Origin of the sequence: Pelagibacterium nitratireducens, from assembly GCF_037044555.1 — a bacterium.
Lineage (GTDB): Bacteria > Pseudomonadota > Alphaproteobacteria > Rhizobiales > Devosiaceae > Pelagibacterium > Pelagibacterium nitratireducens.
Window position 1 is genome coordinate 2,737,261 of the sequence record NZ_CP146275.1, and the last position, 12,000, is coordinate 2,749,260.

General features: G+C 62.3%; 13 protein-coding genes and 1 tRNA gene. 5 read left to right on the plus strand and 9 right to left on the minus strand.

Annotation, left to right across the window (positions count from 1 at the left end; all coding sequences use genetic code 11):
• The first annotated feature begins 104 nt into the window (after positions 1-104).
• A tRNA-Pro gene (locus tag V6617_RS13510) sits at positions 105-181 on the plus strand.
• A gap of 45 nt (positions 182-226) precedes the next feature.
• Here V6617_RS13510 and V6617_RS13515 read toward each other — a convergent pair.
• The 5 genes from V6617_RS13515 to V6617_RS13535 form a co-directional block, all read right to left on the minus strand.
• Positions 227-1,849, minus strand: a complete 1,623-nt coding sequence (locus V6617_RS13515) for a tannase/feruloyl esterase family alpha/beta hydrolase (RefSeq protein WP_338607486.1) — start codon at positions 1,847-1,849, stop codon at positions 227-229.
• Positions 1,850-2,005: 156 nt separating this feature from the next.
• Positions 2,006-3,409: a DUF6351 family protein gene (locus tag V6617_RS13520; protein WP_338607487.1), complete on the minus strand. Its 1,404-nt coding sequence runs from the start codon at positions 3,407-3,409 to the stop codon at positions 2,006-2,008.
• 231 nt (positions 3,410-3,640) lie between these two features.
• On the minus strand, positions 3,641-4,975 hold the full coding sequence (locus V6617_RS13525; RefSeq protein WP_338607488.1) for an NAD(P)/FAD-dependent oxidoreductase: 1,335 nt from the start codon (positions 4,973-4,975) through the stop codon (positions 3,641-3,643).
• Positions 4,975-5,139 carry a hypothetical protein gene (locus V6617_RS13530; protein WP_338607489.1) on the minus strand — a complete coding sequence of 55 codons (165 nt, stop codon included), beginning with the start codon at positions 5,137-5,139 and terminating at the stop codon, positions 4,975-4,977. Before V6617_RS13530 ends, V6617_RS13525 begins: the two co-directional genes overlap by 1 nt.
• 118 nt (positions 5,140-5,257) lie before the next feature.
• On the minus strand, positions 5,258-5,872 hold the full coding sequence (locus V6617_RS13535) for a biotin transporter BioY (protein WP_338607490.1): 615 nt from the start codon (positions 5,870-5,872) through the stop codon (positions 5,258-5,260).
• A 67-nt stretch (positions 5,873-5,939) separates the two neighbouring features.
• On the opposite strand from V6617_RS13535, the gene V6617_RS13540 reads away from it, so the two are divergent.
• Positions 5,940-6,866 carry an MBL fold metallo-hydrolase gene (locus V6617_RS13540; RefSeq protein WP_338607491.1) on the plus strand — a complete coding sequence of 309 codons (927 nt, stop codon included), beginning with the start codon at positions 5,940-5,942 and terminating at the stop codon, positions 6,864-6,866.
• Here V6617_RS13540 and V6617_RS13545 read toward each other — a convergent pair.
• Both V6617_RS13545 and pdxH read right to left on the minus strand, forming a co-directional pair.
• Positions 6,828-7,646, minus strand: a complete 819-nt coding sequence (locus V6617_RS13545) for a DUF1499 domain-containing protein (protein WP_338607492.1) — start codon at positions 7,644-7,646, stop codon at positions 6,828-6,830. The genes V6617_RS13540 and V6617_RS13545 overlap by 39 nt on opposite strands.
• 4 nt (positions 7,647-7,650) lie before the next feature.
• The gene (gene pdxH, locus V6617_RS13550) at positions 7,651-8,292 is read right to left on the minus strand and encodes a pyridoxamine 5'-phosphate oxidase (RefSeq protein ID WP_422394784.1); all 642 of its coding nucleotides are present in this window, start codon (positions 8,290-8,292) and stop codon (positions 7,651-7,653) included.
• Between the two features lie 139 nt (positions 8,293-8,431).
• Here pdxH and V6617_RS13555 point away from each other — a divergent pair, with 139 nt between their 5' ends.
• Positions 8,432-9,388: a J domain-containing protein gene (locus V6617_RS13555; protein ID WP_338607493.1), complete on the plus strand. Its 957-nt coding sequence runs from the start codon at positions 8,432-8,434 to the stop codon at positions 9,386-9,388.
• On the opposite strand, the gene V6617_RS13560 is transcribed toward V6617_RS13555, so the two are convergent.
• Both V6617_RS13560 and V6617_RS13565 read right to left on the minus strand, forming a co-directional pair.
• Positions 9,385-9,753, minus strand: coding sequence for a hypothetical protein (locus V6617_RS13560; protein WP_338607494.1), 369 nt, complete (start codon positions 9,751-9,753; stop codon positions 9,385-9,387). The two genes, V6617_RS13555 and V6617_RS13560, sit on opposite strands and share 4 nt — an antisense overlap.
• An 11-nt stretch (positions 9,754-9,764) precedes the next feature.
• Complete coding sequence (locus V6617_RS13565; RefSeq protein ID WP_338607495.1) at positions 9,765-10,715, minus strand: L-threonylcarbamoyladenylate synthase; 951 nt, start codon at positions 10,713-10,715, stop codon at positions 9,765-9,767.
• A 70-nt stretch (positions 10,716-10,785) separates the two neighbouring features.
• Between V6617_RS13565 and V6617_RS13570 the strand changes: the two genes are divergently transcribed.
• Complete coding sequence (locus tag V6617_RS13570; RefSeq protein ID WP_338607496.1) at positions 10,786-11,736, plus strand: histone deacetylase family protein; 951 nt, start codon at positions 10,786-10,788, stop codon at positions 11,734-11,736.
• A gap of 16 nt (positions 11,737-11,752) precedes the next feature.
• Positions 11,753-11,986: an exodeoxyribonuclease VII small subunit gene (locus V6617_RS13575; RefSeq protein WP_338610723.1), complete on the plus strand. Its 234-nt coding sequence runs from the start codon at positions 11,753-11,755 to the stop codon at positions 11,984-11,986.
• The last annotated feature ends 14 nt before the right edge of the window (positions 11,987-12,000 follow it).

A 12,000-nucleotide genomic window follows, 5' to 3' on the forward strand; every position in this document is an offset into this window, starting at 1 on the left:
GGATGCGAACAGGCTTGAACCGGCGTCGGACGCACTATATAACGCGCCGCAACGATGCTCCATCGGTCATGGCCGGGTGGAGCAACGGACCAGAAAAAACCTATCGGAGTATAGCGCAGCCTGGTAGCGCACCTCGTTCGGGACGAGGGGGTCGGGTGTTCGAATCACCCTACTCCGACCAATAAAGCCGGGACCTTGCGGTCCCGGCTTTTCCTTTACCCGAGAACTACTCTGTGGCGCAGTGGTAGCTCGACGCTTCGTTGATATCGCCATCACCGCTATACATCGGGAACGCGGGATATTCGCAAACCGGCCGTGTGCGACCACGGGTCTCGCTGTCGGTGCCATCCACCATGATCATCCCTGCGGGCGGGACACCGTTTTCGACCCAGTTATCAAGAGCCGCCAGCGTGTCGATTTCAGGGCTGAACCGACCGCCACCGTGAGCCAGGCCCGGCACCACATAGAACCGCAGGAACTGTTCGACAGCTTCGTTCCCCATATCCTCGCGAATGCGGTCGACAAGGGCCACACTGCTCCATGGGGTGATCGAGGGGTCATCAGCTCCGTGGATCCAGATGATCTTGCCACCCGAGTTCGAGAAGTCGCTCAGGTCGGTCTCGGTGGCGCCGATGATCTCGGCGAGTTCGACAAGTCGATCCTGATGCTCACCGGGATTCTGGATGTCGAATTCCAGAAGATCGAAGTCTTCGGAGGTGTCCACGAAATTGGTCGTGAACTGGAAGGCGCGATTGACGTGGTGGGCGTTGGGACCGGAAGGCGGAGGATTGATGAACTCGGCCTGGGTGCCGATGTTCATGACCACGCCTTCAAGGCTGTTATAGCCGGGATATTCGGACAGCCCGCCCAGTTCGTAGGGAAGAGAATAGCCTTCGTGATAGACACCGATGACCCTGTCGATCTGGGTCTGGTTGAGGCAGGTTTCATCCTCCTGGCCCTCGGGACAGCGCAGGTCGTCCACGATGGAAGACGAAACCGCTCTGCACTCTGCCGGGTTGCTCACGAGCCCGTCTTCGACCCCGTCGAGGGGATCGCACAGTGCAATGGCACGTTCGGCGATGGTTTCGACAAGTTCGGGCGGGAACCAGCCGGCCGAATCGTCGGAATAGATGGCGTCGGCGAGCGCAACGCCCCAGAGACGCAGACCCATGAAGTGGGCGCTGGGGTAATAGGTTATTATGCCATCGTAAGAGTCGGGCCAGCGCATGGCGGCCGTGAGCCCCTCGCGTCCGCCGGTCGATCCGCCGCTGAAATAAACAAGGTCCGCAGCCTCGCCATACGCCTGTTCGGCGACGATGGTCATGGCATCGAGAGTCTTCTTGATGTGGGCGTAGCCATAATTGACCAGCGCCTCATGATTGCGCGCGAACGCCGCACCGCCGCCGGACTCGGACGGATGACCGGAATCACCGCCGAAGGTTACATAGCCCTGAGACAGTGGCGTCGCCGTTGTCGTCAGGCCAAGCTGGACGTGGCGCAAGGTGTTGGGAATTGTCCCGTTGTAGCCACCGCCACCATACTGGATGGCCTTGCCGTTCCAGTTCGAGGGGAAATTGGCCTGCCAAAGGATGGGCCAGGCTTCGGGATCGACGGGGTTGATCGAGCCCATCACTTCGCAATAGGTGCCGTGGCTGTCCGTCTCCATCCATGTGGCGGTATCGACGACACCGCCGGTTGTGTCCAGCTCGATCGCCTCCGCCGGCAATTCAAGCCCTGCCAGAGCCTCACATTCCTGCTGTGAGAGGGACGCTTCCTGTGCCAGTGCGGGCGCGCCGAGGCCGGCACCGATGATGCAGGCAGCGCTTAAGCTGAATCGTAATATTGTCATCTCTCTATCTCCTCCTAAAGATTTCGGATTGATGTCGACGGCTTTTCGGGCCGTGCGTTGACACGACGTCTCGTGCCACTCCTCCCAAAAGGATGGCTCCAGGGCCGGGCAGCAGACACCATCGCATCAACTGCCCGGACAAGACCTTGGGTGTTCTTATTCGGCTACAAGGCCAGGAACCTCGTCGTCGCGGAAGAATGCGCGATTGAACGGGTCCGGGAGGCGGAAGCCGGTATTGTCATCAAGGGCAAGGAAGCGCGCTTCACCGAGGCCAGAGGCTTCGCCGGCTGCATTCATCGCTTCAGGGCTCGTGTTCCACTCGCCGGTTTCAAGGCGCTCGACGAGCGTGTCGACCGAAGCGGCGAGCTCGGCCAGATTGAAGGTGCAGTGGCCCGCGGCATCGATGAATGCCTGGCGGTAGAGATCTTCCGTACCCTGCTGCTCGATCTTGGCCTCATAGCCGGCCATGACCGCGGCCGGTGTGCCGCCATCACCAATATTGGAGATGTGCAGGACCGGTATGCCGATGTTTCCGCTATGAGTACGCGAGCGGAAATACTCGACACCCGCTTCGGTCGCCGCGATGCGGGGGAACGCATTTATCTGCTCGATGTCGGCAAGAATCGCATCCTCGCCGCCCAGACCGGCCGCCTCATACATCTGGCTGACCATTTCACGCTGCATGGGATTGGCGTTTTCGTAGAACTGCTGGTAGTCGACGTCGGTGGTCCAGGACATCAGGCCCGCCGGCTGATCCCACATGGGACGACCGGTAACCGCCCTGCGCAGGCCATCGACCGCGGCGCGCACCATGGTATCCTGTACCGATTGCGGATCGTCCCAATCGGGCTTTTCGGCCTGGGGCTGGTTCTGGCTGCCCCACATCGGATATTGAGCCACCGCTGCTGCCAGTGCCATCCGAGCACGCCCTTCGGGCGTTGCCTGGGCCTGCTCAAGTGCCGCGAGCCACGCCTCTTCCGCTTCGGCCTGCTGGCCATCCTCGATAATCAGCGGCAGGTCGCCGTCCGGGTCGAGGAGCGCTTTGAGGGCGACGGAGAGATCGAGCCGCATATTGGCCAGTTCAACGGGCGTCGATGCGTGCATGGAGATGACGCCATCGAACCGGCCGGGGTGATCTTCTGCAACGCTAAGCCCTACCGATCCGCCGCCCGAGCACCCGAACTGAATGGCGTGGGCCGGTGTATCGAAGTTCTCTTCAAAGATATCGAGGACGCGGACCATGTTGTCGGACTCGGCCTGCGGATCCCAGTTATAGCCACGATCGGGGTGACGGCGGGTGCCGGTGTAAGCGTATCCATTTTCGAGAAAGAACGTGGCCCGATCCGATGCATTTTCGACGTTGCCGACAGAATCGAGATCGTTGATGAGCACGCCGTTCCAATCGGCAGGCACACTCAACTGCCATTCCTGGCCATCATCAAACGTGCCTGTCATATGCTCGACGCCTTCGAGCAGTTCATTGGCTGAGACTGCCGTCAGAGCAAGTGACGCTCCGACCACCAGGGCGCAAACCGAGATCGCAGTATGGGAATATTTCATGGATTTCTCCTCCAAAACGCCCCGCAACGCATCACTAAAGGGCCCGCAGAACGGGCGAAATCATTTGATGTCGGGGCTCTCTCCACGCGCCGGACGCTTCTCCTCGAAAACATCCAGCACATGAAGCGTACGGCGCCAGACTGTCCAAAAGCTGTCCGACGCCATTTTTGTGTCCAAGAGGATGCAATTTTTTCGGGGTGGGCGGAGCCGGAGCCGTCGAGATCGGAGCGGCTAATCCAGCGTGTTGACCGTCTTGTCGAGTTCTTCGTCGACGGCTTTGGGGTTGTCGAGGGCGCGGGTGGCGGCCTGGTCGGGGCCGGTGATCAGGCGGGCGCCCTTGGCGTAGGTCAGCCAGTGCCAGAGCCAGTTGACCAGGACGTTTATGCGGTTGCGGAAGCCCACGAGATAGGCGATGTGGACCGCGCCCCACAGCATCCAGGCGGCAAAGCCGGTCAGTTCGATCTTGCCGAATTTGCCAACGGCAGCGGAGCGGCCGATGGTCGCCATGGTGCCCCAGTCGCGGTAACGGAACGGGTTTTGCGGGCTTTGGCCCTGTTGCGCGCGGATAATCGCTTCGGCGACATATTGGCCCTGCTGCTTGGCGACCGGTGCCAGGGCGGGAAGCGGCTTGCCGTCCTCGCCTTCGACCGATGCCGCATCGCCGATGACGAACACGCCGGGCAGATCGGGGATGGTCAGGTCGGGGGCGACCGGGACCGTGCCGTTTCTGTTGGTTTTCAGACCCAACCATTTGCCGACCGGGGTCGCCTCGACACCGGCGCACCAGAAGATGTTGGAGGTTTCGATGAAATCGTCGCCGGCCAGAACCCCGTTTTCGTCGATGCGTTCGACGGGGGCATTAGTGTGCACCTCGACGCCCAGATCGGTTAGTTTGCCCACCGTATAGGCGCCCAGATGGGCAGGATAGGCATTGAGCAGGGTATCGACGGCCTCGACGAGGACGACGCGGGTGTCGCGTGGGTCGATATTGGTGAAATCCTTTGCCAGGGTTGCCTTGGCCAGATCGGCAAGAGCGCCGGCGGTTTCCACACCGGTGGGGCCGCCGCCGATGACGACGAAGGTCATCAGGCGCCTGCGCAGTTCCGGGTTGTCGGTGGTCTCGGCGCGCTCGAAGGCCAGAAGGACCCGGCGACGGATGTTGAGGGCGTCATCGATTGATTTGAGCGCAGGGGCAAAGGGCCGCCATTCATCCTCCTTGCCAAAATAGGTGAAGGACGATCCCGTGGCCAGGATCAATTGGCTATAGGCGATTTCATCACCGCCCACCGCCTTTACGACGCGGCGCGCGGTATCGATGCCCTCGACCTCTTCCATGAGAATTTCGACGGAGCCGCCCTTTCCCGGCGAGAGCACGGCCCGGATAGGGACCGCGATTTCCGCGGGTGACAGAGCGGCGGTTGCCACCTGATAGAGCAAGGGCTGGAACAGATGGTGGTTGCGCCTGTCGATGATGGTGAAGGGGACACCGGCGCGGGCGAGAGTCTTGGCAGCGCTTAACCCGCCGAAACCGGCCCCGACGATGACGACACGGCCCTCACCCGCCATCAGTTCTTGCTCTCATCCTTGTGATAGATATCGTGTGCGCCACGTTCGGCGGCATCTTTCTGGCGCGTCGTGGCCTTTGACGATCTGATTGCGCCATAGGCGATGACTAGAGCGAGAATGACGGCGCCGCCCAAAACGGCAAAAAGCCAGGGGAAGGCTTCCATTTCGTTCTCCTTTCGATACTGCACATCAAAAGAGAACGCCTGCCGCCCGTGAGAGTTGCAAAAACAAAGGGCCAGTCGCTGGACTGGCCCTTCACGATCATATCAGGTGGAAAGCGCCTTACTTGCGCTGCAGCAGCGACCAGCCGCCAACCACGGTCAAGGCGGCAAAGGCCATCTTGACGATGTCCCAGACGATGAAGGGCTGGACGGCCCCCTGGAAGGCGGAAACCAGTGCATTGGACTGGTCGATCCATGCGGCCTGACCAGCCATGGTCAACAGCCAGACAAAACCGATGACAAACATCACGACATTGCCGGCCAGCATGGCGGTAAAGCCGGTAAAGACGTTGCGCATCGCGCCACGATCGGCCAGCCAGCCGATGATGGCGGCCATAACAAGGAAGCCGATCAAAAAGCCGCCGGTCGGGCCAAACAGATAGGGCATGCCCGCAAAGGCGCCGGCAAAGACCGGAAGGCCCATGGCGCCCTGTGCGAGATAGAGGCCGACGGTGGCCGTCGCCATACGGAAGCCGAAGGCGCCGGCGATCATCGCAATGGCCATGGACTGGAGAGTGACAGGCACCGGCCAGACCGGCACGTTGACCTTGGCGGCCATGGTGATGAGCACAGAACCGATGAAGGCGACAGCGACCGCAGAAGCGACGCGCGCAGCCTGCGACTTGGGCTGGTAAAGACCGAGAAGCGTGTTGGAAGTGGCAAAAGTCGTGGCCATAACTTGTCCCTTTGCGTTAAAGCCGAAGCAGAGACCATCGTTCTAACCACACATGGCACCGCGCGCAATGCCCGCAAGTTCCGCCTCCCCACCCTATGACCGCACGTTCGACCCCCGCACCGGTGAGGCGGTGGGCGTGGCGCCAGCTATCGTGCGGATCACAGCGCCCAATGCGAGCGCCTATACGTTTACGGGGACCAACAGTTTTCTGATCGGGGAGGATCAGATTGCCGTGCTCGATCCGGGGCCGAACGACGATGCCCATTTCGGCGCGCTGATGAAGGCCATCGCCGGCCGCAGGGTGGTTGCGGTGATTGTGACCCACACCCATCGTGACCATAGCGGGCTGGCGCGGCGGCTGATGGCACAAACGGGTGCTCCGTTGTGGTCGAACGGGCCGCACAGGCTATCGCGGCCGCTCAAGCCGTTCGAGTTCAATCCGTTCGGCCGGTCGGGCGATTTCGCGCTCAAACCGGATAAGGTTCTGGGCGATGGAGAGATTGTCGAGATCGATGCGGTAAGGCTCCGCGTCGTTGCCACGCCGGGCCATTGCGCCAATCATCTCGCGTTTGCGGTCGAGGGTGGGGATGCGGTCCTGATGGGTGACCATGTGATGGGGTGGAACTCGACGGTGGTGGCGGCGCCTGACGGGGATCTGGGGGACTATCTGGCATCGCTGGACACTGTCATTGCCCTGCCCCAGACCCGCTATCTGCCGGGACATGGCGGCGAAATCGCCGATGGACGCGCATTTGCCCACGCACTCAAGGCGCATCGGCTGATGCGCAACGGGCAGTTGCTCGAGGTGGTGCGGCGTGGGCCGACCACCCTTTCGGCGGCAGCACGGGAAATCTATCCCCAGCTTGCGGGCCGATTTGCGATGGCCGGCAAACGGACTTTGCTCTCGCACGCCGAGTACCTTGCGGCGCGTGGGGAAATCGAGTTGCGGCGTACGCTATTGGGCATCAGGTTGCGCGTCGGGGGCCAGATCTGACTCGGGCACGGGCGGTTCCTCGGGAACGGGTTGGGCCATATTATCCTGGATATAGGTCGAAACCCTGTCATCGAGCGCGAGAAGAAACGCCTCGATGGCGCGGCCATTGTCGCCGAGATCGTGATAGACCGGATCAAGCGAGGCGGCCCGCAAATCGATCAGCGAACCGATGGGATTGGGTGAGACGCGAAACGCAATCTCGTTTTCGAACCCCAGCAGGGAGCGGCGCAGCGCATTGAGCTGGCCGGTGCTGGTTTCGGTGGGAGGCGTTGCGGCCAGAATTTCCCAGCCATTGGCGCGCACCAGCGACTGGCCGAGCGAAAAGAGCTCCTGGGGCGGAATCTGATAGGCGCGGGTGATGAGATTTGGAAACGAGGCCAGAACCGTTTCCGGATCGATCCCGGATTCGTTGGGCTGGGCCTCGAGAAGTTGCGGTGGGGCGCCCAGAGCTGTCGTAACATCGGCTGTCGAGGGATAAAATTCGCTCAGGGCCAGAACGATGCCGGCCGGGCCCAGACACAAAAGGCCGAGCAATAAACCGACGCTGGCCGGGGCCCAGCCCCTGTCGCCGGTAAACCAGAGAACGACATAGGCGGCCATGCCGATCAGAAACGCCGCGCCGGCCGACACGGTGCCGATCACCAGGCTGATTTCAAAGACATCGGCGGCAATCTGGCCGAAAAAATGCAGGCCGGTCGAAATCAGAATCAGGGCGGCAGAAAACAGCGCCAGCCGACGTGCCCAGATCGCCAGTTTCGAGGTGCGGACGAGGATGCGCATGGTGTTACGGGAAAAGCCGCGTGCGGGACCAGTCGGACTCGGGATCGGGGCGCGTGAACACCACCCGGTCGTGAAGCCGGAAGGCGCCGTCTTTCCAGAACTCGATCTGGAGCGGCGTCACCCGGAAACCCGACCAATGGGCGGGGCGTCCGATTTCGCCATCGGCAAATTTTTCGGTCAGCGTCGCGACGCGCTCGACAAGCACATTGCGACTTTCCAGCGGTCGGGACTGATCGGATGCGTGTGCCCCGATGCGCGACTGGGCCGGGCGGGAGGCGAAATAGGCGTCGGCATCCGAGTGTGGCACCTGTTGGACCGGGCCGCGGACGCGAACCTGACGGCGCAGGCTCTTCCAGTGAAACAGCAGAGCCGCCCTGGGATTTGCGAGCAGTTCGCGGCCCTTCGCCGATTCGAAATTGGTAAAAAAGACAAACCCCTGATGCGAATAGCCGTTGAGCAGCACCATGCGCAGGTCGGGCATGCCGGTTTCATCGACGCTTGCAAGCGCCATGGCGTTGGGATCGTTGGGCTCGGTCTCGCGGGCCTCTTCGAGCCAGTGAGGGAAGAGTTCGAGGGGGTCGATGGCGCCGTCATAGGCATCGTCGAACAGCAGATCAGTGAGCGAAGCCGTCACGGCAAAATCCATCCCGTCTGGACATTATGAGGGGCCGTGGCCATATAGAACGCAAAGCTGCGGTGCTTCAATGCCCGCAAATCGTGGATCGAAAGGACGTGGCGCTGCCGGATCACAAGCCGGAGCGCCCTTTCAAGGTGTAACAAAGCGAATGCGCGACCCCTATACAGTGCTCGGAGTGCCAAAGAGCGCCAGCGAAAAGGAGATCAAGAGCGCCTACCGCAAGCTGGCCAAGACTTTTCACCCGGATCAGAATCCGGACGACAAGGCGGCGCACGAAAAATTTGCCGAGGCAACAGCGGCCTACGACCTGCTGTCGGACAAGACCAAGCGGGCGCAATATGACCGTGGCGAGATCGATGCCGAAGGCCATCCCAAATTTGGCGGGTTCGATTCGTCGGGCATGCGCGGCGGGCGTCCTGGCGCCGGGGCCGGAGCGGGCGGGTTCAACGCCGAGGATATCTTAAAGGAATTCATGAGCGGGTTTGGCGGCACGCGACGCGGGCCGGGCGGCAATCCCTTCGGCGCGGGTGCCGGTGCCGGCGGCGCGAGCTGGGACCCGTTTACCGGCGCAACGACGGGCTCTTCGGGTTCGGCCAAGGGCGAAGACGTTGTGGTCAATCTGGCCGTGTCGCTGGAAGACGCCCATAAGGGCGGCTCGGTGCCGGTCACCCTGCCCTCGGGCAAGACGGTCTCGGTCAAACTCCCCTCCCCGCTCGAAGAGGGCCAGCAGGTGCGGTTGCGCGGCCAGGGCCGGCCTTCACCGCTGACCGGGCAGCCGGGCGATGCGCTGGTGACGATCAAGTTTGCCCGGCACAAGCAATTCCGCAAGGACGGGCACGATCTGCGGGTCGATGTGCCGATCACTCTTTATGAGGCCGTGCTGGGCGCCAAGGTGCGCGTGCCGACGCTCGATGGGGCGGTCGAACTCAATCTGCCGCCGGGGCCTGATACGGCCAAGGCGATGCGGCTCAAGGGCAAGGGGCTGTTCGGCAAGGGCGATCTCTACGTCAATCTGCGAATCGTCTTACCCAAGGGCGGCGACCCCGATCTCGAGAGCCTGATGCGGTTCTGGAAGGACCAGAAGCCCTATAAGGTTCGCGATTAGTCGCGATACAGGCTGATGGCGGCAATGCTGTCCGCCTTGGCATTCCTGAAATCGAGAAACAACGCGAAGCTGGTGCGTTTTCCGGACCGGACGATGGTGCCATTGACCGCGCCGACCCGACCGTGGGTGATGGCATGGGTTATCGTGAGGGCTTCGGGAGTGGCGCCGAGGTCGGCGATTGCCGCCAGCACGGCTTCGACGCCCTTTGCCTCCCGGCCATCGGGAAATGCCGCGACACAATCGCCGGTGAGCGCTTGCGTCAGCATCTGGGAGTCTGAAGCCAGCACCGCGACCGCGACTTTTTCGGCAAAGGCGTTCTTGGGCGAGTTGCCACACTCTCCGCTTAAAGTGATTTTGGTTTTCATTGCGGGTTCCCCTATCGGTTGCGGGGCGCGGCGGCGCGTTCGAGACGGTCGTTGATCGCTTCGCCCAGGCCGGTATGAGGAATGGGCGCGACGGCAATCGATTTTGCCCCGGATGCATCGAGCCGGGCAAGATGGGAGAAGAGGTTTTGCGCCGCTTCGCGCAGATCGGCCGATGCCGAAAGATTGAGCACCGGGCCGTCATGGGCAGGAGCCGGGCCGAAAACAAGGTAGGCTTCGCCGGGCTCGGGCGCTGTGACTTCGAGGCGGAGGGCGGCGTTGGGAGCATAGTGGCTTTTGAGCATGCCCGGCGCGGTGATTGCGGCATTTGGGGCGGCGAGCGCAATGGGATGACCGAGAAGGGCCTCGACATCCTCGCGCGCAAGGGCACCGGCGCGAAGCTGGGTGACCGTATCGCCAACAATGGCAATGATCGTGGATTCCAGGCCGTTTTGACAGGGGCCGCCGTCGAGAACCGGAACCGCTCCGGAAAAGGCCGCGCGGACGTGGCTTGCCGTTGTGGGCGAGAGTTTGCCCGAGGGATTGGCCGAGGGGGCGGCGACGGGGCGGCCAAGGGTGGCGATCAAGTCGCGGGCCATGGGATGGGCAGGGACGCGCAGGCCGACGGTATCGAGACCGGCAGTGACGAGGTCGGAAAGGCCCGCGTCGGGCTTGAGGGGAACGACCAGCGTTAAAGGGCCGGGCCAGAAGGCGTCGGCGAGACGGCGGGCGAGTGGGGAAAAGTTCCCGAAGCGTTCGGCCATTTCCATATCGGCGCAATGGGAAATGAGCGGATTGAAACGCGGGCGGCCCTTGGTTTCGTAGATCTTGAGGACAGCACCGGAATTGGTGGCGTCGGCGCCCAGGCCATAGACCGTTTCCGTCGCGAAGGCGCAAAGGTCCCCCCGTTGCAGCAGGGCTGCGGCATCGGCAACGGTCTGGGGATCGGCGGGCGCTGAGTTCATCGAGGTTGTTTGACAAGCGCCCGGTGCCGCGTCAAGAAGAGGCAACAGCCGAGGCATAGATCCCGACGAAATGACCACCCTTCTGATCAGCCAGACAAACGGGTCCGCGCACGCGACGCCGAGCGGCCATGCCGAGCGGCAGGAGCGGATCGAAGCGGCGGCCAGGGCGCTCGACCATCCCCGGTTTGGAGCCCTGATGCGCGAGATGGCCGCCCCGGGCGATCTCGAATTGGCCGAGTTGGTCCACAGCCCAAAGGTCATGGATACGATCCGGGCTATCCGGCCGGCCGAAGGGATCGGGCAGATCGATCCGGACACTTTCGTCTCCGCGCGGAGCCTTGAGGCATCGGCGACGGCGCTGGGCGGGGTGTTGCGAGGCATTGAAGCGGTTATTCTGGGCGAGGCGCACAACGCATTCATTCTGGCGCGACCGCCCGGACATCATGCCGAGCGCGACCGGTCCATGGGGTTCTGCCTGGTCAACACCATCGCCATCGCGGCGCGACAGGCGCAGCGGCTTTATGGAGCCGAGCGCGTGGCGATCATCGATTTCGACGTGCATCACGGCAACGGCACTCAAGACATTTTTGCCGACGACCCCTCGGTCTTTTACGCCTCCTCCCACCAGATGCCGCTGTATCCGGGGACCGGGGCGCCCCATGAGAGAGGTGTCGGCAACATCGTCAATGCAGCGCTTGAAGCGGGAAGCGGCGGTCAGGAGATGCGGGCGGCGTATAAAGAGCAGATATTGCCGGCGCTCGACAATTTTGCGCCGGACCTGATTCTGGTTTCGGCGGGCTTTGACGCGGAGCGGCGCGATCCGCTTGCGCAGCTCGAATGGGTGGGTGCCGATTACGCGTGGCTCACGGGAAAGTTGATGGACATTGCCGAGAAGCGCTGCTCAAACCGTTTGGTCTCGATGCTCGAAGGCGGCTACGATCTGGGCGGGCTTGCCTCGGGGGTGTCGGCGCATGTAGGCATGCTGCTGACCGGCGAAGCCGGACCCGATTATGACGATTAAAGACGAAGGGGCAGTGATGACCGAGATCGCCGAAATGAGCTTTGAAGCGGCGCTGGACGAACTTGAAAAGATCGTTGCGCAGCTCGAAGGCGGCAAGGCGCCCCTGCAGGAATCGATTGCGATCTATGAGCGCGGCGAAGCGCTCAAGCGCCATTGCGAAGCCCTGCTCAAGCAGGCAGAGGCGCGGATCGAAAAGATCACGCTGGCCAAGGACGGCACGCCCACAGGCGTCGAGCCGCTGGATCAATAGGTCAGGAATTTCGC